Raw genomic sequence first — 22,290 nt, 5'->3', positions numbered from 1 at the left:
GCAGTTATTTTCTTAAAAGTTTTACTTTAAATTGTTTAAATAAAAAATAGCCAAATAAGTTATTTAGCTATTTAGCGTCTTGTTATTTAGAATGTAAACTTCTGTATTTTTCACCCACTTTTCTATTGAGCTCTCCCACTTCAGTATTTAGCGCTTGTAGCTCTTTCATTTTTGCTTCGAATTCAGCTCGATATTTTGGTGTTTCTTCAGCTGGTTTACTTGATGCGGTAATTGAAATTTCAAAGCTTTCTTGAGCAAGATTGTTACCTTGTTTCATTTTGTTGGTAAGTTCTTGTAAGTCAGGGTCTTTAATATTGAGAGCATCAAGTTCATTGATAGATTGGGCAATAGTATTTTTGAGGTTGGTGACTAATGTAGTAGCTTCTTCAGTAGTTAATTTCTTAGTTGGATCTTGTTGTTCCACTATTCTTTTTTGAATAATCGCTATTTGTTCTTGAATCTTTTGTGTTTCTATATTATTCCATTTGATAATGGCTTCATAATCTTTTTTAAATTGTGCCGTTTCATCAAGTACAACTTCTGATTTTGTTTGCGCAGTATTATTTGCAGTTTTTGTTACAGCAGTACTTTTATTGTCACAAGCGGTAAGTGCGCAGCTAAATAATATGATCAAGCCAATTGATGATAGTTTTTTCATACGTTTTCCTTAAAATAGATACTTGAAATAATAGAAAATTCGTTATTGTCTCCATTATACACTCACGGCATTGATGGGGTAGTTTTTTATTATCAATATTTTTGTATATTGATCAATTTATGTAAATCCGAGGTATTTTTGAAAGCTAATTAAAAACTAAAAAATAGCCAACTATAATGATGGCTATTTTATTTCGGGGTAAAATATCTAATTATTTTTGTTCATATTTTTGTTTTAAGCGTACTTTTTCTTTTTCCATATCTTGTTGGACTTTTTCGAACGCATTGAATTTAGCTTCTATTTTTGAAATGTCTTGAATAGCTTTACCTGGTTCAAGTGCCATTTTCAACATCAATGGTAAGGTCTCGATACCACCTTGGTAAGCTTGTTTAACCAATGTTGCATAGTTAATGAGTTCAGGATCCTTAAAATTAAGCGTATCTAATTCTTGCAAGGCTTTATTACTTTTTTCAGTAAAAGGTATAAATAATTTATCAATATCTTCTGAAGTCATACTGCCATTATTACTTTGTAATTTTGCCATTTTTTCTTCAATTGACTTAAACTGTTCATTCATTTCTTTTTCTGATTCACTATACCATTTATCGAATTTTTCATAATCGTAGCGGAACTGTTCTTGTGGACTGAGTTGGATTTCTGCTTTTTTTGCGGTTTCAGTATTTGAACTTGTTTTGTTTGCATTATCGCAAGCAGCAAGATTAAACGCCAAAAGTGCAGCTAAACTGAGTTGAGTGATTTTTTTCATTATAGTCTCCTTATTTTACATGAATAACACTGTATAATTTGTGTACTACAATTTCATTATAGAATATCAAATGGAGTTTTAATAGCGATTATTATCAGTATTTTTCGTCTGATGTATGATTATGTGGATATCTTTTCTAATTGATAAATGACATCAAAAGTATGTAGAATTTTTGAAAATTTTACCGCACTTTTGTTTGTTAGAAACCAAGAGCAGAGAGGAAAAGAAGGCGATTCATAGAATCGCCTTTTGATTTGCTAGTACTATATGCTTTTTTATTTTTTCTTCGCATATTTGAGGGAATCGATTGCCACTGCTAAGATGATAATACTACCTTTAATAATGTATTGCCAATATGGGTTTACACCAATGTAAGTTAATCCGTAGTTGATAACGGTGAAGATGAGTACTCCCGTCACTACACCGATAACTGTACCTACACCACCAGCGAATGATACACCACCTACTACACAAGCTGCGATAGCATCTAACTCGTACATAAAGCCTAAGTTATTTGTCGCTGATCCGATACGACCAGCTTCTAGCATACCGCCGAAGCCGTAAAACATCCCTGCGATCATATAAATAACCACTAAGTTACGAGCTACATTTACACCTGATACGCGCGCAGCTTCAGGATTACCACCGATAGCAAAGATATTCTTACCGAAACGTGTTTTATTCCAAAGTACCCATACTAAAAAGGTTGCAACAGCTGCATAAATAGTGATGTAAGAGAGTTTGAATGAACCAAATTTAAAGAAACCTTGTGCAAAAGTCGAGAAAGTTTCATTAAAGCCTGCAATTGGTGAACCACCTACCGCATCGTAATAAAGCGAGTTGATACCGTAAACAATGATCATTGTTCCCATTGTAGCGATGAATGGAGTTACGTTTAAGTAAGCGATCACTAAGCCGTTGACTAAACCAATTACTGCACCAATAGCGCAAACAACTAAGATTACTAATGGAATAGATAATTCAGGTAAGTCAGGGAATACACGGTTAAAGTTATCCATTGCTTGAAGCAAGGTTGCTGAAACCACCGCAGCAAGACCTACTTGGCGACCGGCTGATAAGTCAGTACCTTGTGTAACAAGTAAGCCTGCCACACCTAATGCGATAATTAAGCGTACAGATGATTGAGTTAAGATGTTGCTGAAGTTTCTTAGGTTCAAGAAGGTTGGATCTTGAACAATGATGATCCCGAGTAAAATTAATAATACAAAGTAGATTGCATTTTGTTTAAAGAAATCAAGGGATTTGTTTTGTTGTAACGCAGCCATAATTTATTTCCTTAATTCTGTGTTTTATAAATATTTTGCAGCGAGTTGTAGAATTTCTTCTTGTGAGGTTTCTGCGGTATTCACAATGCCAGCGACTTTACCGTTACTCATCACCAGAATACGGTCAGTTACCCCTAACAATTCTGGCATTTCAGAAGAAATCATAATGATGCCTTTATCTTTTTTCGCCAATTCCATAATGAGCTGGTAAATTTCGTATTTCGCACCAATGTCGATACCACGTGTTGGTTCGTCTAACATTAAGATTTCTGGTTGCGTTAATAACCAACGACCGATAATGACTTTTTGTTGGTTGCCGCCAGACAATGAACCAATATTCGTTTTATGTGATGGAGTTTTCACATTCATCGAATCGATTACCCATTGAGTATCGCTTTTCATTTTTGCATTGCTTAATAACCCTAACTTACAGATGTAAGATTTCATATTTGAAATCAAAGAGTTAAACTCAATGCTTAAGTTTGCATAAATACCAGTAGAACGGCGTTCTTCGGTAACAAGGGCAAAACCGTTATTAATTGCTTCAAATGCATTACGGTTTTTCATTTCTTTACCGTGTAGCTTAATCAAACCTGATTTGCGTTCACGTACACCGAAAATAGTTTCTACAATATCTGTGCGTTTTGCGCCAACAAGTCCTGCAATACCTAATACTTCACCTTTGCGTAATTCAAAACTGATATCTTGAATTGATGGTTGATTAAGTGCGGTTAAATTTTCTACGGTTAAGATAGTTTCTTTTGGTGTGTTTGTTTTTGGAGGGAAACGTTGTGTAAGTTCACGACCTACCATCATTGACACAATTTCATCCATTGTTGTGTTTTTCACTTCAACGGTGTTGATCCATTTTCCATCACGTAAAATCGTAATTTCATCACAAATTTTGAAAATCTCGTCCATTTTATGTGAAATATAAATGATGCCACAGCCTCGCTCTTTGAGCTTTGCAATGATTTTGAAAAGATGTTCAACTTCTTTTTCTGAGAGAGAAGAAGTTGGCTCATCCATAATCACGATTTTGGCATTATAAGAGAAGGCTTTTGCAATTTCGATCATTTGCATTTGTGACACAGAAAGTCTGGACACTTTTTCTTTTGGCTCGATATCAATATCTAACTCTTCAAAAATTGCTTTGGTGTCACGATACATTTTTCCGTGATCAACAAAGCCTGCTTTTAATGGATAGCGACCTAACCAAAGGTTATCCATTACAGTGGTTTGTTTTACCAAGTTTAGCTCTTGGTGTACCATTGAAATTCCGTTTTCTAAAGCCTCTTTTGATGTTTTAAAATCAACAGGCTTGCCTAAGAAAAGAATATCACCTTCGTCTTTGCTATAAATTCCAAATAAGCATTTTAATAATGTTGATTTTCCAGCGCCATTTTCACCCATCAATGCGTGAACAGAATGAGAACGAACAGTAAGGTTAGCGTTATCTAATGCTTTTACACCAGGAAAGGATTTACAGACATTGGTCATTGTGAGCAGTATTTCACTGTCTTGATTTGGAGTTTGAGTGGTCATATCCAACCTCACATAAAAAAGAGGGGAGGATGAACCTCCCCGAAAGTTACAACTTATTTGTTATTTTAAGAAATCAGCTAAATTGTCAGCATCAACGCCCACGTAAGGGATACGTACTACACGGTCTTTTAATTCCCATTTTGTACCTTCAGTTGCTGGTTTACCTTTTGCAAGGTTGTTACTTAATTGAACAACGGCTTTACCTTGATTCACACCGTCATTTAATACCGTACCTGCGATTTCGCCTTTTTTGATTAATTGCAATACTTCTGGTAATGCATCAACACCGAAGATTGGTAATTTTTTACCGTGGGCTTTAGTTGCTTCTAATGCACCCATAGCCATACCGTCGTTGTTTGCAATGATTACTTCGATTTGACCTGCTTTAGAGCTTGATAACCACGCATCCATTTTGTCTTTCGCTAATGCGGCATCCCACATACCAGTATCGATGAATAATTGTTCAGTTTGGATACCTTGGTTATTTAATTCTTCGATAACAAATTTAGTACGTGCTTCTGCATCTGGATGACCTGGTTCACCTTTTAATAATACATATTGGATTTTACCGTCTTTGTTTAAATCGTATGCTGTGTTTGCTTTCCAGTGTTTAGCAATTAATGAGCCTTGGATTAATCCAGACTCTTTTGGATCTGTACCCACATAGTAAGCGTGTTCATAGCTACCAATTGCTTTTGCGCCAGGGTCTTTATTGAAAAAAATAACAGGAATGTCATCTGGTTTTGCTTTACCGATAATTGTTGGAGCTGCTGCTGGGTCAACTAAGTTGATTGCTAACACTTTCACACCTTTAGAAATTAAACCATCAACTTGGTCATTTTGCACCGCTTGTGCATTTTGTGAGTCATTCATTAATAACTCAATATTTTTGAATTGCTCCGCTTCTTTATTAATTTCTTTGCGCATTAGCGACATAAAGTTATCGTCATATTTGTAAATGGTTACACCAATACGATCTGCCGCTTGAGCTGCTGAAGAGGCAATACCTAAACTTATTGCTAAAGCAACTGCACTAAAAACGGTTTTTTTCATAATAACTCTCCTGTGTTATATTCATTAGATGGCATTATCTTTTTGCTTTTAACCCACTTTGCCTAGATAACTGGTTCGCATAATACTGTAAAAATGGGTTGAAGACTGTGATCTTACTCACATTTGTGAAAACGATTACAAGTTAATGGTGAAAATGTTATTGAGATCACATTTTATCGGGTTGCTCTGTTGAGAAACGCCGTACGAGCGTTGGGTTAAATTGGATATTTGTTGGTGCGCTAATTTCTTGGTGCGCTAAACTTAGCGCCAGTTTTGCAGCATAATTAGCCATTAAATCAATAGGATACCTTACAGTTGTAAGTTTGGGTATGAGATAGCGTGCGATTGGCATATCATCAAAACCAATGATTGAAAATTGTTTTGGAACATTAATGTTGTTTTCATTTAATACGGAAATTGCACCAGCTGCCATTGAGTCGTTATAAGCAACAACTGCAGTGAGATCTGAGTTGTAACTAAGTAAGTTGATCATTGCCTCTTCTCCCCCTTCAAAATCAGGTGAGCTGTGAGTTACAGCGTGCTCATTAAATGTAATATTGTTGTTTTCGAGGGCTTTTAGATAGCCCATTTTTCGTTCCATTTCATCACTAATGTAGTGATTTGAGCCAATGTAACCGATATTTTTGTGGCCAAGGCGGATGAGCATTTCTGTTGCTAGGTAAGTGCCTTTTTGATTATCTAAATTCACACAACGGTTTTCATAACCTTCTACAATGCGATTGATGAGAACCATTCCAGGCACTTTGGCAAAATAATTTTTTAATGTCTCATCAGTTAATGCTTTAGAATGTACAACAAGGCAACTACAACGCTTACGTAATAAAGTGTCAATTGCCTCCATTTCTTTTTCAGCATTGTGGTAACCAATTCCAATCAAAATCGTTTTTTTATATTCTTCAGCAACTTTATCGACTGCTTTAACTAAAATTGCGAAGAAAGGATCTGTTACATCAGTAACTACGACTCCAATAGTATCAGTATTCTTCATTGCTAATGCCTGTGCGTTGGCATTTGGTTGATAACCTAGTTTTTGTACCGCACTTTCGACAGCTAAACGGGCTTTTGCACTTGCAGAAGGGTGATTATTTAATACTCGTGAAACAGTCGCGACAGAAACACCTGCTTCTTTCGCAACATCGTGAATCGTAACCATATCTTTCTACCTTCTAAATAATCAAATAATATTGCCAATATCATATAAAAAATAGGGATAATTTGAAAACGGTTACTGGTAAATTTGTTTACTAAGTCACAAAAAATAATCAAAGCCACTAATAAATTCTAAATTTTGTGATCCGCTTAACAGTTTATTTTGCAGAATTTGTTATCTTATGCCACAATATAAATGTAAGCGGTTTCAAAAAAGGAGTAGTAGATGACTCATCAGCAATTTGAGCCAACGGAGCATCCTCATCGTCGTTACAATCCATTGACGGATCAATGGGTATTAGTTTCTCCTCATCGGGCAAAACGCCCTTGGCAAGGACAGCAGGAGAAAGTAAGCGAGGATGAAAAACCAAACTATGATCCGAGTTGCTATCTTTGTCCTGGTAATAAACGTATTACTGGTGAAGAAAACCCAAATTATCATAAGCCTTATGTCTTTAAAAACGATTTTTCTGCATTGTTAGAAGACACACCAAATCCAGAAAAATCAGATGATCCTTTGTTTCAGATTTCAAAGGCACAAGGCGAAAGTCGAGTCATTTGCTTCTCACCTGACCATAGTAAAACGCTTCCTTTATTAAGTGTTGATGAAATTACTGAAGTAGTAAAAGTTTGGCAAGAGCAATTACGTGAGCTTGGTCAAAAATACCAATGGGTGCAGATTTTTGAAAATAAAGGGGCTGCAATGGGATGTTCAAATCCTCACCCCCATGGTCAAATTTGGGCGAATAGTTTTTTACCAAATGAAGTTGCTCGCGCAGACCAAACACAACGTGCTTATTTAGCAAAATACGGTTCTGTAATGCTAATGGATTATGCGAAACGTGAAATGGAATTAAAAGAGCGCATTGTGGTGGAAACTGAACATTGGTTAGCCGTTGTACCTTATTGGGCAATTTGGCCGTTTGAAACATTGTTGTTACCAAAAGCACATGTAAAACGTTTAACTGATTTAACGGAAGAACAAGCAAAAGATCTTGCGTTAGCATTGAAAAAATTAACAACAAAATACGATAACTTGTTTGAAACCTCATTCCCTTATTCAATGGGTTTTCACGCAGCACCGTTTAACGGTGAAGAGAATGAGCATTGGCAGTTACACGCGCACTTTTATCCGCCATTGTTGCGTTCTGCAACAGTGAGAAAATTTATGGTGGGTTATGAAATGTTAGGTGAGTCACAACGTGATTTAACGGCCGAACAAGCCGCACAACGTTTACAAGCATTAAGCGAAATACATTATAAAGAAAAATAACAACACCATTAGGTATTACACCTTTTATCATTTGAAGTTTTAAATAATAAAAAGTAAAGGAGCGTACTTATGACACCATTAGTCGTAGCAAAATCATTGTTTGAAGAGCATTTTAAAGAACAAGCAGTATTATGCGTTTATGCACCGGGACGAGTAAATATCATCGGTGAGCATACTGATTACAATGATGGTTTTGTTATGCCTTGTGCCATTAATTATGGAACGGCGGTTTGTGGTAGAAAACGTGATGACGGAATTTTCAAGGTTTATGCCAGCGACTTAAAAGAGTGGGATGAATTTGATGTTAATCAACCTATTACGCCGAATCCAGAAAAAAAATGGGCTGGCTATGTACGTGGAATTGTGAAATTTATTAAAGAGCGTTGTCCTGAGTTTTGCAATGGTGCAGATGTAGTGATTTCAGGCAATGTACCTTTATCTGCGGGGTTGAGTTCTTCAGCTTCATTGGAAGTAGGAGTTGGAAAATTCTGTCAGCAACTCGGCAACTTGTCATTAACGAATACGGATATTGCGTTAATTGGCCAAAAAGCAGAGAACCAATTTGTTGGTTGTCAATGCGGTAACATGGATCAGTTAATTTCTGCTTTGGGACAACAAGATCATCTTTTGATGATTGATTGTCGTACATTGGAAACAACTCCTACGCCAATTCCACAGGATGTGGCTGTGATGATTGTCAATTCACATGTAAAACACGATTTAGTGGCAGGAGAATATAATACTCGTCGTCAGCAGTGTGAAACTGCAGCGAAATTTTTTGGTGTAAAAGCATTACGTGATGTTTCTCTTGCGCAGTTTAAAGAAAAAGAGGCAGAACTGACCGCACTTGATGTGGATGTCGCAAAACGTGCACGTCATGTGGTGACTGAAAATCAGCGTGTATTGGATGCGGTAGAAGCATTAAAAAGTGGTAACTTAGCATTGTTAGGTGAGTTAATGGCGCAATCCCATGATTCAATGCGTGATGATTTTGAGATTACTGTGCCACAAATTGATTATTTAGTTGAGTTAGCTCAGGTAGCGATTGGCCGAGAGGGTGGTGCTCGAATGACAGGTGGTGGTTTTGGCGGCTGTATTGTTGCTGTTGCCCCAATTGATAAAGTGGATGCGGTACGCCAAATTATTGCAGACAATTATGAAAAACAGACGGGATTAAAAGAAGACTTCTATGTTTGTACAGCATCACAGGGAGTGAGTGTATGCTAGTACAAACGGCACAGGGAATAGCGCCGGATGGTTTACCTTATCAAGTTGTTACGCTCTCTAATCGTAAGGGAATGTCTATCCAAGTAATGGATTGGGGAGCAACTTGGATGTCTTGCAAGGTGCCTGTACAAAATGAATTGCGAGAAGTATTGATTGGCTGTGAGATTGAACATTATCAAGTACAAAATGCTTATTTTGGTGCAACGGTAGGGCGTTATGCAAACCGTATTGCAAACGGTCAATTTAGTTTGAAAGGAAAAGAGTTTAGTTTAACTACAAATCAAAATCTGCATCATTTACACGGTGGTGTAATTGGTTTTGATAAACAACGTTGGCTGATAAAAAAATGTGGTGAAAGTGCGGTAAGTTTTAAATTATTTTCACCAGATGGTGATCAGGGTTTTCAAGGAAATCTTGAGGTTACAGTCACTTATTATCTTACGGAAGAGAATTGCGTTGAAATTGTATTTGACGCAATCAGTGATAAGGATACGCCATTAAATTTAACTAATCACGCCTATTTTAATTTAGTGGACGCTATACATGGAGTTGATATTCGTTCACATTTTTTAAGCTTAAATGCAAATTATTATTTACCGGTGGATATGGAAGGGATTCCAAATTCCCCTCTAACAGCTTTACAAGAGACGAGTTTTGATTTCCGGCATTTGAAGCCAATAGCACAGGATTTTTTACAAGATGATCAAGTCATTGTAAAAGGTTATGATCATGCGTTTTTATTGAATAAAACGAATAATCAAGAGCCGAGTGCAGTTTTACGTGCATCGGATAATTCTCTAACTATGCAAGTGTGGACTTCTCAACCGGCTTTGCAACTTTATACTGGGAATTTTTTAGGGGGAAACCCTGCCAGAAATAGTGGTACGTATCAGGATTATTCAGGTGTGGCGTTAGAAAGCCAAGCCTTACCAGATACACCAAATCATCCAGAATGGTGGAAGTATGGAGGTATGACTAAAGCCAATGAAAAATATCATCATTGGACAAGATTTCAATTCTTATAATAACGATAAATGCGAATGTTAGTTCCTTTGCCCCTCTGTCTAGGGGCTTTTTTTGCTATCTCATCCAAAATATGTTAATTTTCAACAGTCAATATTGACAGATACTTATTCAAAAATTTATGGCAAACGAAGAACAATCAAATTTATCTCATTCTGAACACTCTAATAAAAAAAGTTTTTTTCAATCGCTTTTTGGACGTTTTTTCCAAGGAGAGCTAAAAAATCGTGAAGAACTCGTTGAAGTAATTCGAGATTCTGAACAAAATGACCTTATTGATCAAAATACTCGAGAAATGATCGAAGGGGTAATGGAAATTGCAGAACTGCGTGTTCGCGATATTATGATTCCTCGTTCACAAATCGTGTTTATTCAAACCGAGCAAAATTTGGATTCCTGCCTTGATACTATTATTGAATCTGCACACTCTCGTTTTCCAGTGATTACTGATGAAAGAGATAACATCGCAGGCATTTTACACGCCAAAGATCTATTACGTTTTTTACGCTCTAATGCAGAAGAGTTTGATTTACTGCCTTTGTTAAGACCGGCAGTGATTGTACCAGAAAGTAAACGTGTTGATCGTATGCTTAAAGATTTCCGTTCAGAGCGTTTCCATATGGCGATTGTGGTCGATGAATTTGGTGCGGTATCAGGTTTAGTCACAATTGAAGATATTTTAGAGCAAATTGTAGGTGATATCGAAGATGAGTTTGACGAAGAAGAAGTAGTGAATATTCGCCAACTTTCTCGCCACACTTATGCTGTGCGTGCATTAACGGATATTGATGATTTCAACCAACAATTTAATACTGATTTTGAAGATGAAGAAGTAGATACTATTGGTGGCGTTGTGATGCAAGCCTTTGGTTATTTACCGAAACGGGGTGAAGAGATCACCGTTGATAATATTAATTTCAAAGTCACTTCTGCTGACAGCCGTCGTATTATTCAATTACGCGTTACTGTGACGGATGAACAGTTAGCAGAAATTGAAAAAGCAGAAGAATATAAAGAAGAATAACTTTGTTATAAATATTCAAATAGCACGAGTTTTCACTCGTGCTTAATTATTCTGGGAAGACTATGAAAAATTCTCTATTAACTTATCTTATTGCGCTGATTTCAGGTGTGATTGGCGTATTTGCATTTTCCCCTTTCGATTATTGGGCTTGTGCGTATCTTTCATTGATTGGTTTGCTTTTCATAGTGAAAAATCCACAGAAAAAGACCGCACTTTGGGGCGCATTTCTATGGGGAATGGGCTTTTTTACTTTTGGTGTCAATTGGTTACACGTCAGTATTCACCAGTTTGGAGGCGCGTCTCTTGCGGTGAGCTATTTGCTTGTCGTGTTATTGTCGGCTTATCTTTCACTTTACCCCGTATTATTTGCCTATCTGGTTCAGCGTTTTAAAGTCACTGGCTTGGCAATCTTTCCTGTTATTTGGACGTTTACAGAATTTTTAAGAGGCTGGCTTTTCACCGGTTTCCCGTGGTTACAGTTTGGTTATAGTCAAATTGATAGTCCTTTTGCGGGGCTTGCACCGATTTTTGGTGTTGAGGGTGTCACATTCTTTGTGATGTGGGCAAGTGCGGTCATTTTTAGCGTTATTTCTGTGTTTTTCCAATCAGAGAAAAAATGGCATTTAGTTGTTTCTCAAACAATGGTGTTAGCGATTGTCGCGGGGTTAAGTGTCTACGCATCGCAAGTGAATTATGTGCAAAAAGAAGAAGATAAACGCCTTACGGTGAGCTTACTACAAGGCAATATTGAACAGAATCTAAAATGGGATCCTGAATATCTTTACCGCACTTTAGATATTTATCAGAAATTGATTATGCAACATTTAGGCAAAAGTGATGTGATCATATTGCCAGAATCGGCATTGCCAGTATTGGAAAATGACATTCAGCCGTTTTTCCACAGTTTGCAGCAAGTGGCGAGTCAAAATGGTACTGAATTGATGATCGGGACAATTTATCACGATGCAAATTTAGGCAAACTGTTTAACTCTATTATTGCTTTAGGTAGTCAAGAAAAGCCTTATAGTTTGAATAGTAAAAATCGTTACAACAAACATCATCTAGTGCCTTTTGGTGAATATGTGCCGTTAGAGGCTGTGTTACGTCCGTTGGGAACGGTATTTAATTTGCCAATGTCAGCGTTTCAATCGGGTGAAGAATTACAATCACCATTAGCAGTAAAAGGGCAGAAATTTAGTGCGGCAATTTGCTATGAAATTATTTTAGGTGAGCAACTCCGCCAAAATTTACATAAAGAGAGTAATTTCATTGTGACAATTTCAAATGATGCGTGGTTTGGGGATTCGATTGGCCCTTGGCAGCATTTACAAATGGCAAGAATGCGTGCACTTGAGTTAGGTAAACCTGTTATTCGTGCGACAAATACTGGCGTGACGGCATTTATTGATGAAAAAGGAGCGTTAGTGGCACAAGCACCACAGTTTATTGAAACGTCTTTAACGCACCAAATTGCACCGACAACAGGTAAAACACCTTATTCGGTATTAGGTAATATGCCATTATACGCACTTGCTTTATTGCTCGTGGTGCTACGCGGTATTGGTCTGTTAGTCAGACGCCGTTTATTCAAAACACAGTCGTAAAAATAAAACGACATAAAAGAAAAAGCACTGAAAATTCAGTGCTTTTTCTTGGAACAAATTAACGACTACGGAAAATAATGCGACCTTTATTTAAGTCATAAGGTGTCATTTCGATAGTCACTTTGTCGCCAGTTAAAATACGGATATAATTTTTGCGCATTTTACCTGAAATATGAGCGGTAACGACGTGGCCGTTTTCTAATTCAACACGAAACATCGTGTTTGGCAAGGTTTCTAAAATAGTGCCTTGCATTTCAATGCAATCTTCTTTTGCCATTGCTTCCTCTAAATAAACTTAAATTATTACCGCACTTTGTTTGTTGGCGGAATCTCGTTAAAAAATCTTTGCGGATTATACAGTTTTTGTTTTGAACAGGAAAGTTTTTATTATGTATGTTTCAAGAAGAGGGTAAGATAGGTCGTATTTTGCTAGCGTATTAAGTAAGGATATTGCGATAAGAGAAAAACAATGAAAAAAATTTTGATTACTGGTGGAGCAGGTTTTATTGGCTCTGCGTTAATCCGCTATCTTTTGGCGGAAACACCACATTCTGTATTAAATGTGGACAAACTAACCTATGCAGCCAATCTTGAAGGCTTACAAAGCGTGGTAGAAAATCCCCGTTATATTTTTGAACAAGTAGATATTTGTGATTATTTGACGATAGCAAAGCTCATTGAGCAATATCAACCTGATGCAATTATGCATTTAGCAGCAGAAAGTCATGTAGATCGCTCCATTCTAGGTGCGGCAGATTTTATTCAAACTAATATTGTAGGCACTTATCAGCTGTTAGAAGCTACTCGCCAATATTGGCAATATTTACCTATCAAGAAAAAAACAGAATTCCGTTTTTTACATATTTCTACTGACGAAGTGTATGGTGATTTAGCTCTTGATGAGCAAGCATTTACTGAAAATAACCAGTATCAGCCAAGTAGCCCCTATTCAGCTTCCAAGGCGTCTAGCGATCATTTAGTACAAGCCTGGCATCGCACTTATGGATTGCCAATATTAGTGACACACAGTGCGAATAATTATGGACCTTATCAATATCCCGAAAAATTAGTTCCATTAATGATATGTCGTGCTTTGCAAGGGCTAAGTTTGCCGATCTATGGTGATGGTCAACAACGACGAGATTGGTTATTTGTCAATGATCATGTTGAAGCTTTATATCAGGTGTTAGTCAATGGCAAAGAGGGGGAGCATTATAATATTGGTGGAAACAATGAACTTACTAATTTCGACGTGGTGAGCCAGATTTGTGGCTTTTTAAACGAATTACGTCAAGTAGGAGACTTACAAATATTTGAACCACAATTGACCAATATTCAGGATTTCAATCAGTTGATTTGCTTTGTGCAAGATCGCCCCGGTCACGATAGACGATATGCCTTGAATCTAAATAAAATTCATACTGAATTGGGGTGGCAAGCCAAAACAGATTTTACACAAGGCTTACGAAATACAGTGAAGTGGTATGTACAATATTTTACCACCCAAAGTAAAAGATAAACTCACAATCAGATACAAATGAGTGAAAAGCTGATATATTGAGAACACTTTTTCTTACCACTTATTTTAAAAGGGATTTCTTATGTCAATGCAAGTTATCTTATCAACTCAAGCCGCAAGCGAGGTTTGGGGGCAAAATGCGATATTAAGTTTTCAAAATGATCAAGCTGTTATCCATATTAAATCGCTTTCAGATTGTTTGGCGGTGCAAAAAGTAGCACGTAAATTACGTGCTCAAAATATCAAAGATGTAGAACTGATTGGTGATAATTGGGATTTAGAAAATTGTTGGGCATTTTATCAAGGTTTTTATAGTGCAAAACAAGATTATGCCTTGGAATTTCCAGTGCTAGATGATGAACCACAAGCAGAGCTTTTGGCTCGTATTCAATGTGGTGATTTTGTGCGTGACATTATTAATTTACCTGCGGAAGTAATTACTCCTGTTGAGCTAGCTAAGCGAGCAGCAGAATTTATTGAAGAACAAGCAGAAGAGTATGGCGATAAAAGTGCGGTAAGTTTTTCCATTATTTCAGGTGATGAATTAAAAGAAAAAAATTATCAAGGTATTTGGAATGTTGGTCGTGGTTCTGCAAACCCGCCAGCGATGTTACAACTGGATTTTAACCCAACGGGCAACCCAGATGAGCCTGTTTTAGCCTGTTTGGTCGGAAAAGGCATTACTTTTGATAGTGGTGGTTATAGTATCAAACCAAGTGATGGTATGAGTACAATGCGCACTGATATGGGCGGTGCAGCCTTATTGACAGGCACATTAGGTTTAGCCATTGCGCGTGGTTTAAAAAAACGTGTGAAACTATATTTATGTTGTGCCGAAAACCTAGTGAGTAGCAATGCTTTCAAACTTGGCGATATTATCACTTATAGTAATGGTGTAACAGCTGAAATTTTAAATACTGATGCCGAAGGACGCTTGGTGCTTGCCGATGGTCTACTTGAAGCGGATAAACAACATCCACAATTTATTATTGATTGTGCAACCTTAACGGGAGCAGCAAAAGTGGCTGTGGGTAATGACTACCATTGTGTGCTTTCAATGGATGATAAATTAGTCGATGCCTTATTTAAAGCCGCAGAAATTGAGCAAGAACCTTTCTGGCGTTTACCATTTGCTGAATTACACCGTTCACAAATTAGTACTGCCTTTGCAGATATTGCGAATACAGGCACTGTACCAGTGGGGGCTGGGGCAAGTACTGCAACAGCATTTTTATCTTATTTCGTGAAAAATTATCAACAAAATTGGTTACACATTGACTGTTCGGCGACCTATCGTAAAACAGCAAGTGACTTATGGGCAGTAGGTGCAACAGGCATTGGTGTACAAACTTTAGCGAATCTTTTATTAACTCAATCGAACTCTTAAGGATTTCATATCGTAATGGAAAAAACGTTAGCAATTATCAAACCAGATGCGGTTAAACGTAATTTAATTGGTGCTATTTTAGCTCGTTTTGAACAGGCAGGATTCCGCATTGCAGCGGCGAAAATGTTGCATTTAAACCAAGCTCAAGCCGAAGGGTTTTATGTAGAGCATCAAGGTCGAGAATTTTTCCACGATTTAGTCGCTTATATGCTGACAGCACCTATTGTTGTTTTGGTATTGGAAAAAGAAAATGCAGTTAAAGATTACCGCACTTTGATTGGCGCAACGAATCCAGAACAAGCGGAAGAGGGCACATTGCGTAAAGAATTTGCGATTAATCAACGCCAAAATTCTGTACATGGTTCTGATAGTCTGGAAAGCGCAAAGCGAGAAATTGCTTATTTCTTTGTCGAAAGCGAAATTTTCTAAATTTGCACATTTCTCGTTTTCCCTACCAAATTTCCCCCTTTTTTGTTTAAGAAAGGGGAAATTTTTCTGATTTAAAGATTGAATTTTTCATTTAAAGGCGTATTATAGCCGTCCAGACGCAGAAACATCTAAATTAATTAAAAAGAAGGATATTATGTCTAGTTATTTGTTCACATCAGAATCGGTGTCAGAAGGGCATCCAGATAAAATTGCCGATCAAATTTCAGATGCGGTACTAGATGAAATTTTAAAACAAGATCCTAAAGCACGAGTTGCCTGTGAAACTTATGTAAAAACAGGTATGGCATTAGTAGGTGGTGAAATTACTACATCAGCCTGGGTTGATATTGAAAATTTAACACGTCAAGTCATTTGTGATATTGGTTATAAACATTCAGATATGGGCTTCGATGGTCACTCTTGTGCAGTATTAAATGCAATTGGTAAACAATCTTCTGATATTAACCAAGGCGTAGATCGTGAGAACCCATTAGATCAAGGTGCGGGAGATCAAGGCATTATGTTTGGTTACGCAACTAATGAGACTGATGTATTAATGCCTGCGGCAATTACGTATGCACACCGTTTGATGGAACGTCAAGCGAAAGTGCGTAAGGATGATACTCTACCTTGGTTGCGACCAGATGCGAAAAGCCAAGTGACATTAAAATATGAAGATAACAAAATTGTTGGTGTAGATGCGGTTGTGCTTTCAACTCAGCATTGTGATAGTATCAGCCAAAAAGATTTACATGAAGCGGTAATGGAAGAAATTATTAAGCCAGTATTACCGGCTGAATGGTTATCAAAAGACACGAAATATTTTATTAACCCAACTGGTCGTTTTGTAATTGGTGGACCTATGGGGGATTGTGGTTTAACCGGTCGTAAAATTATTGTTGATACTTACGGTGGAGCTGCACGTCATGGTGGTGGTGCCTTCTCAGGTAAAGATCCATCAAAAGTTGATCGCTCGGCAGCTTATGCTGCTCGTTATGTAGCCAAAAATATTGTTGCTGCAGGACTTGCAGAACGCTGTGAAATTCAACTTTCTTATGCAATTGGTGTTGCAGCTCCAACATCAATTATGGTGGAAACCTTTGGTACAGGTAAAGTGGCAAATGAATTGTTAGTGTCGTTAGTGCGTGAATTCTTTGATTTACGTCCATACGGTTTAATTAAAATGCTTAACCTGATTCAACCAATTTACCGTGAAACATCTGCTTATGGTCACTTCGGTCGCGAACAATTTCCTTGGGAAAAAGTGGATAGGGCTGAAGAATTAAGAGCAGCATCTGGATTAAAATAAAATTAATTTATTAAATAAAGGCGAACAAGATTCGCCTTTTTTATTGGAAAATCTTTTAGGGAAATTAGATCAATGATAGAGGACAAATGGCATCATGGTATAATGAAGTAGGATATTTAAAAAGTTATCAATCTTTTCTAACGTTATATTTATGCATCTAATAATCTTCATGCTATCAACCTAGTAGATTTATGCACTCACTGCTTTGGATATAGACTGAACTTTATTCACAATGGCCCAATTTAAGGAGCAATAACAATGTTTAATTTTACTTTCCAATTACCTACCTTAGCTATTTTCGGTCAAGGACAAATCAAAAAAATCAGCCAGCATATTCCTAAAAATGCCCGTATTTTAGTAACTACGGGTGGCGGAAGTGTGAAAAAGAATGGTGTTTTTTCACAAGTAGAGGCTGCTTTAGCTGATTTCGAATGGATCGAATTTTCAGGTATCGAGCCTAATCCAACTTATGAAACCTTGATGAACGCCGTTGAGTTAGTAAAAAAAGAAAATATTGATTTTATTTTAGCTGTAGGTGGGGGCTCTGTTTTAGATGGCAGTAAATTCATTGCAAGCGCTGCGCTTTTTAACGGAGCACCTTGGGATATTTTGGCAAAACATGCTCCTATTACGGAAACTATTCCTGTTGCCACAGTGATGACATTGCCAGCGACAGGTTCAGAAATGAATGGCTATGCAGTGATTAGCCGTAAAGAGACTGGAGATAAACTATCTTTTGCTTCGGAGCTCGTTCGTCCTGTATTTGCGGTGTTAGATCCAACAACTACTTATTCTTTACCAGAAAGACAAACAGCAAATGGTGTTGTAGACGCATTTGTGCATACTTTTGAGCAATATATGACTTACCCAGTGAATGCAAAGATTCAGGATCGTTTTGCTGAAGGAGTATTCCAAACGTTGATTGAAGAAGGTCCAAAAGCACTACAAAATCCAGCAGATTATGATGTTCGAGCTAACATTATGTGGTCTGCGACAATGGCGCTTAATAATATTCTATCCGTAGGAGTACCTCAGGATTGGGCTTCACATGCAATTGGTCATGAATTAACAGCATTGTATGGTTTAGATCATGCCCAAACTCTTGCGATTGTTGTACCTTCATTAATGATGCACCAAAAAATACATAAACGAGCAAAAATTATTCAATTTGCACAGCGAGTTTGGCAATTTAATGGTGAAAACGCAGATGAGGCTGTGGACTATGCCATTCAACGTACTAGAGAATTTTTCGAACAAATGGGCGTAAAAACACGTTTCCGTGATTATTCTATTGATGATAGCCAATTTTCTGTTATTTTAGATAAATTAGAACAACATCAAGGTTATAACTTAGGTGAACACAAAAATTTAGATCGCCAAGCAGTGAAAGAAATTTTATATGCCGCACTGTAAAAAGTGCGGTCAGCTTTCACCAGATTTTTATTTTAGCGGGAAAAAATATGTCTCTTGATTTAAGTGAAATCCGTCAGCAAATTACGCGTATTGATCGTGCTTTATTAAAATTGCTGTCTGAGCGCCATCGATTAGCATTTGATGTAGCTCGTAGCAAAGAGGTAACACAGAAGCCTCTACGTGATTTAGTGCGTGAACAACAGCTATTGCAAGAACTTGTTCAATTTTCAGAAAGCCAAAATTATCAACTTGAACCTCAATATATTATGGAGATTTTTCAACGTATTATTGAGGACTCCGTAGTGACTCAGCAGGTTTATTTGCAGAAAAAACTGAATGAGAAACGCGAACAAAATATTCACATTGCTTTTCTAGGCAAACGTGGTTCGTATTCTAATTTGGCTGCGCGTAATTATGCGACACGTTATCAAGAAAATTTAGTTGAATTGAGTTGTAGCTCTTTTGATGAGATCTTTGATAGAGTCAACAAAGGTGAGGCAGATTATGGTGTGTTGCCTTTGGAGAATACTACCTCCGGTGCAATTAATGAAGTGTATGATTTATTACAGCATACTGATTTGTCTTTGGTCGGTGAATTAGCTTATCCAATTAAGCATTGTGTGCTAGTGAATGGTCAGACTGATTTAAGCAAAATTGATACGCTTTATAGTCATCCACAAGTGATTCAACAATGTAGTCAATTTATCAAGAGTTTAGAGCGAGTGCATATTGAATATTGTGAAAGTAGCTCACATGCAATGCAATTAGTGTCTAGCTTAAATAAACCAAATATTGCAGCATTAGGTAATGAAGATGGTGGGCATTTATATGGATTGAGCGTATTAAAATCTAATATCGCAAATCAATCGAACAACATTACGCGCTTTATTGTAGTGGCGAAAAATCCATTGAAAGTGTCACCACAAATTCATACCAAAACATTGTTGTTAATGAGTACTGCGCAAAAGGCAGGGGCGTTAGTTGATGCGCTTTTAGTATTCAAGAAACATCAAATTAATATGACAAAATTAGAGTCGCGTCCAATTTATGGAAGGTCTTGGGAAGAGATGTTTTATTTGGAGATCGAAGCCAATATTCATAATCCAGAAACGCAACAAGCCTTGGACGAATTAAAACAATATAGCAATTACTTGAAAGTATTAGGTTGCTATCCAAGCGAGATTATTAAGCCTGTTGAAGTTGATGTATGAAAGAAAACGTGGGATTCCCCACGTTTTTTATTGTAATGAAAGTATAAATCGAAAAAGCTAACCAATAGGCTCTATTTTTTGCTGTGTTCTAAACCTTTTTTTAAGCCTGCTTTAAAAGCTTGGATAATATTCAGTTTGGTCGCAAGAGCGAGTTTAGGTTGTATATATTCTTCGAATGAAATTGCCAATATGGCGGCAAGAAAAGCGCCTGCAATTATATAAGAGGTAATCGGAAATAAGTGAAATCCTAAAACAATGGCGATCACAGCAATGATAAATAAGGTGAATAAGTCAACAGAAATAAATAATCCATTAAAAAATCTAAACATCTTTTTTCTAACTTCTAATTTATAAGATTGCGTGCTAGCGTGATTGAATTGATTCCCTGAGAATAAGCTCTGGTTTGAGCAACAAAGTGCGGTAATTTTCTTTTGGGTTTTTAATGCGCTGTAACAGAGTTTCGACGGCAAGTTTGCCTAATTCTGCCGTGGGCTGGCTTATCGTACTAAGGGGGGGGGACATATATTGTGCAAGCTGAATATTATCGTAGCCAATAATTGAAATATCTTGTGGAATCGCTAGCCCTTGTCGCCAAATGGTTTGATATGCACCAAAAGCAATACTATCGCTACACGCAAATACAGCCGTCGGGCGAGGATTGAGCTCAAGCACTTTTTCCATTCCTCGCATTCCGCCTTCAAAGTCGAAATGACTTTCGATAACCCAATTTGGATTAGGTTTAATTTGGGCTTCTTTAAGTGCTTTTTGATATCCCTTCAAACGATTCTGTGCCAAGGATTTTTTTAAGTTGCCAGTAATGATTGCTATCACTCTATGACCTTTATCAATGAGGGCTTTGGTTGCGAGATAGCCTCCATATTCTGAATTTTCATAAATTTTATCTGCACTCTCTTCCGTTGGCCACCAGTCCATAATTACAAAAGGTAAATTGAGATTAAGATCTTTACCAATATGAAAACGTGCATCTGCACACATCAATAACAAACCGTCTACTTGCTTTTGTACTAACGTATTGAGATTGTTTAACAAACGGTCCTTACTTCCTTCAGTAGTAGAGAGGATTAAGTTGTAATGATGTTGATGGCAATAGCGCTCCACGCCACTCACTACTTCGGCAAAAAATGGGTTATCTGTGGCGGTTACTAACAAACCAATCGTTTTGGTTTCTTTCACTTTCAGGCTACGGGCAAGTGCAGAAGGGGTGTAATTGAGTTCTTTTACTACAGCCATAACTTTTTCACGAATTTCATCGCTCACAAAACGAGAATTATTGATTACGTGTGAAACGGTGGAAGTGGATACTTGTGCAATCCTTGCAATGTCTTTCATTGTTGGCATTTTGAACGTCTCATTTACACTCTTTCTGTTGGGATAAAGTTTCTATGGTTAAGTAGGCATCTTTCTATTATTGCTCTTGTAAAAATGTCAGCGTTTCTTCCCGACTTGGAATTGAAGGCTGTGCACCTTCACGAGTCACGCTAATCGCTGCTGCTGCGTGTGCAAAGCGAATTGCCTCTAATAGTGATTGATTTTCTAAAAGTGCGGTCATTAATGCACCATTAAACGTATCTCCTGCCGCAGTGGTGTCTTTAGCTTGTACGCGAAAACCCGGTATGACTTCGCTGTATTTGCTTTGTTGACTCACGTAAACGCCTTTTGAGCCAAGCGTTATCAATACCGTCTCGATACCTTTGCTGTGGAAAACATCAGCAGCTTGTGCTGCACTTTGTTCATCAACTACTTTTACTCCAGTGAGAATTTCAGTTTCAGTTTCATTTGGGGTAATCATGTCTAATTGTGTTAACAATTCATCTGGAAGTGTTTGTGCTGGTGCTGGATTTAATACCACTTTCGTGCTTGCTAATTTAGCTAATTTAGCAGCTGCAATGACCGCACTTAATGGCGTTTCTAATTGCATTAATAATGCATCTGCTTGCGTGATTTTATCAGCGAATTTTTCAACAATATCTTCTTTTAAATAGGCGTTAGCTCCAGCTGAAATCACTATGCTATTTTCTCCACTAGCAGCGACTTGAATCATTGCAATGCCAGTCATTTGGTCTGGGATTGCCACAACAGCATCGGTATTCATACCGTCTTTTTCAAATTCTTTTTTCATTGCTTGACCAATGTCATCACCGCCAATACAAGCAATAAAATCGATATTTGCACCTAATCTTGCAGCGGCCACAGCTTGATTGGCTCCTTTACCGCCATAAGCAATATGGTAATTGCTCCCCATTAGTGTTTCACCCGGTTGCACAAAGTGCGGTACAGAAATCACATGATCGGCATTCACACTGCCAAGAACGGTAAGTTTTTTCATATTTCTCTCACTTCTCTTCTTTAGTTGTAAGAGGGCAGACGAATTG

At 37.4% G+C, this 22,290-nt stretch carries 21 protein-coding genes; 11 read left to right on the top strand and 10 right to left on the bottom strand.

Going from position 1 to position 22,290, the window contains the following annotated elements; translation table 11 throughout:
* Nucleotides 1-82: 82 nt before the first annotated feature.
* The 6 genes from CKV78_RS05935 to CKV78_RS05910 form a co-directional block, all read right to left on the bottom strand.
* Nucleotides 83-658, bottom strand: coding sequence for a hypothetical protein (locus CKV78_RS05935; RefSeq protein ID WP_005762907.1), 576 nt, complete (start codon nucleotides 656-658; stop codon nucleotides 83-85).
* A gap of 211 nt (nucleotides 659-869) precedes the next feature.
* Nucleotides 870-1,424, bottom strand: a complete 555-nt coding sequence (locus tag CKV78_RS05930) for a hypothetical protein (protein WP_005762906.1) — start codon at nucleotides 1,422-1,424, stop codon at nucleotides 870-872.
* Nucleotides 1,425-1,699: 275 nt separating this feature from the next.
* The gene (gene mglC / locus CKV78_RS05925; RefSeq protein ID WP_005762905.1) at nucleotides 1,700-2,710 is read right to left on the bottom strand and encodes a galactose/methyl galactoside ABC transporter permease MglC; all 1,011 of its coding nucleotides are present in this window, start codon (nucleotides 2,708-2,710) and stop codon (nucleotides 1,700-1,702) included.
* 24 nt (nucleotides 2,711-2,734) lie between these two features.
* The gene (gene mglA / locus CKV78_RS05920) at nucleotides 2,735-4,255 is read right to left on the bottom strand and encodes a galactose/methyl galactoside ABC transporter ATP-binding protein MglA (RefSeq protein ID WP_005762904.1); all 1,521 of its coding nucleotides are present in this window, start codon (nucleotides 4,253-4,255) and stop codon (nucleotides 2,735-2,737) included.
* A 60-nt stretch (nucleotides 4,256-4,315) separates the two neighbouring features.
* Entirely contained in the window at nucleotides 4,316-5,308 is a 993-nt protein-coding gene (gene mglB / locus CKV78_RS05915; protein ID WP_005762903.1) for a galactose/glucose ABC transporter substrate-binding protein MglB, read from the bottom strand.
* A 166-nt stretch (nucleotides 5,309-5,474) separates the two neighbouring features.
* Nucleotides 5,475-6,482 (bottom strand): substrate-binding domain-containing protein, encoded by a 1,008-nt coding sequence (locus CKV78_RS05910; RefSeq protein ID WP_005762902.1) that lies wholly within the window; start codon nucleotides 6,480-6,482, stop codon nucleotides 5,475-5,477.
* Nucleotides 6,483-6,704: 222 nt separating this feature from the next.
* Between CKV78_RS05910 and galT the strand changes: the two genes are divergently transcribed.
* The 5 genes from galT (at nucleotide 6,705) to lnt (ending at nucleotide 12,629) form a co-directional block, all read left to right on the top strand.
* Nucleotides 6,705-7,751, top strand: a complete 1,047-nt coding sequence (galT, locus tag CKV78_RS05905) for a galactose-1-phosphate uridylyltransferase (RefSeq protein WP_005762901.1) — start codon at nucleotides 6,705-6,707, stop codon at nucleotides 7,749-7,751.
* A 69-nt stretch (nucleotides 7,752-7,820) separates the two neighbouring features.
* Entirely contained in the window at nucleotides 7,821-8,978 is a 1,158-nt protein-coding gene (galK, locus tag CKV78_RS05900; RefSeq protein WP_005762899.1) for a galactokinase, read from the top strand.
* Nucleotides 8,972-10,003, top strand: a complete 1,032-nt coding sequence (gene galM, locus CKV78_RS05895; protein ID WP_005762897.1) for a galactose-1-epimerase — start codon at nucleotides 8,972-8,974, stop codon at nucleotides 10,001-10,003. The genes galK and galM overlap by 7 nt, the downstream gene beginning before the upstream one ends.
* A 119-nt stretch (nucleotides 10,004-10,122) precedes the next feature.
* Complete coding sequence (gene corC / locus CKV78_RS05890; protein WP_005762896.1) at nucleotides 10,123-11,025, top strand: CNNM family magnesium/cobalt transport protein CorC; 903 nt, start codon at nucleotides 10,123-10,125, stop codon at nucleotides 11,023-11,025.
* Between the two features lie 62 nt (nucleotides 11,026-11,087).
* Nucleotides 11,088-12,629 carry an apolipoprotein N-acyltransferase gene (gene lnt, locus CKV78_RS05885; RefSeq protein WP_005762894.1) on the top strand — a complete coding sequence of 514 codons (1,542 nt, stop codon included), beginning with the start codon at nucleotides 11,088-11,090 and terminating at the stop codon, nucleotides 12,627-12,629.
* A 58-nt stretch (nucleotides 12,630-12,687) separates the two neighbouring features.
* Here the strand turns inward: lnt and infA are convergent, their stop codons facing one another.
* On the bottom strand, nucleotides 12,688-12,906 hold the full coding sequence (gene infA / locus CKV78_RS05880) for a translation initiation factor IF-1 (protein WP_005717339.1): 219 nt from the start codon (nucleotides 12,904-12,906) through the stop codon (nucleotides 12,688-12,690).
* A 192-nt stretch (nucleotides 12,907-13,098) separates the two neighbouring features.
* Between infA and rfbB the strand changes: the two genes are divergently transcribed.
* The 6 genes from rfbB to pheA all read left to right on the top strand — a co-directional run bounded on the left by rfbB (nucleotide 13,099) and on the right by pheA (nucleotide 19,897).
* Nucleotides 13,099-14,148: a dTDP-glucose 4,6-dehydratase gene (gene rfbB / locus CKV78_RS05875; RefSeq protein ID WP_005762892.1), complete on the top strand. Its 1,050-nt coding sequence runs from the start codon at nucleotides 13,099-13,101 to the stop codon at nucleotides 14,146-14,148.
* An 88-nt stretch (nucleotides 14,149-14,236) separates the two neighbouring features.
* Nucleotides 14,237-15,535: an aminopeptidase PepB gene (pepB, locus tag CKV78_RS05870; RefSeq protein ID WP_005762890.1), complete on the top strand. Its 1,299-nt coding sequence runs from the start codon at nucleotides 14,237-14,239 to the stop codon at nucleotides 15,533-15,535.
* A 15-nt stretch (nucleotides 15,536-15,550) separates the two neighbouring features.
* Nucleotides 15,551-15,964, top strand: coding sequence for a nucleoside-diphosphate kinase (ndk, locus tag CKV78_RS05865; protein ID WP_005762888.1), 414 nt, complete (start codon nucleotides 15,551-15,553; stop codon nucleotides 15,962-15,964).
* 154 nt (nucleotides 15,965-16,118) lie between these two features.
* Nucleotides 16,119-17,273, top strand: a complete 1,155-nt coding sequence (gene metK, locus CKV78_RS05860; protein ID WP_032855232.1) for a methionine adenosyltransferase — start codon at nucleotides 16,119-16,121, stop codon at nucleotides 17,271-17,273.
* Nucleotides 17,274-17,531: 258 nt separating this feature from the next.
* A complete protein-coding gene (locus CKV78_RS05855; protein WP_005762884.1) occupies nucleotides 17,532-18,686 on the top strand; it encodes an iron-containing alcohol dehydrogenase in 1,155 nt (384 codons plus the stop codon).
* Nucleotides 18,687-18,733: 47 nt separating this feature from the next.
* Complete coding sequence (gene pheA / locus CKV78_RS05850) at nucleotides 18,734-19,897, top strand: prephenate dehydratase (protein ID WP_005762882.1); 1,164 nt, start codon at nucleotides 18,734-18,736, stop codon at nucleotides 19,895-19,897.
* A gap of 71 nt (nucleotides 19,898-19,968) precedes the next feature.
* Here pheA and CKV78_RS05845 read toward each other — a convergent pair whose 3' ends face one another.
* The 3 genes from CKV78_RS05845 to rbsK form a co-directional block, all read right to left on the bottom strand.
* Nucleotides 19,969-20,226 (bottom strand): hypothetical protein, encoded by a 258-nt coding sequence (locus CKV78_RS05845; RefSeq protein ID WP_005762881.1) that lies wholly within the window; start codon nucleotides 20,224-20,226, stop codon nucleotides 19,969-19,971.
* Nucleotides 20,227-20,260: 34 nt separating this feature from the next.
* Entirely contained in the window at nucleotides 20,261-21,256 is a 996-nt protein-coding gene (locus CKV78_RS05840) for a substrate-binding domain-containing protein (protein WP_005762879.1), read from the bottom strand.
* A gap of 67 nt (nucleotides 21,257-21,323) precedes the next feature.
* Nucleotides 21,324-22,244 carry a ribokinase gene (rbsK, locus tag CKV78_RS05835; RefSeq protein ID WP_005762878.1) on the bottom strand — a complete coding sequence of 307 codons (921 nt, stop codon included), beginning with the start codon at nucleotides 22,242-22,244 and terminating at the stop codon, nucleotides 21,324-21,326.
* Nucleotides 22,245-22,290 lie beyond the last annotated feature (46 nt).

This window comes from Pasteurella dagmatis, assembly GCF_900186835.1.
GTDB lineage: Bacteria > Pseudomonadota > Gammaproteobacteria > Enterobacterales > Pasteurellaceae > Pasteurella > Pasteurella dagmatis.
The sequence above is the reverse complement of the archived record's forward strand: the minus strand, read 5'-3'. Positions and strand labels throughout refer to the sequence as shown.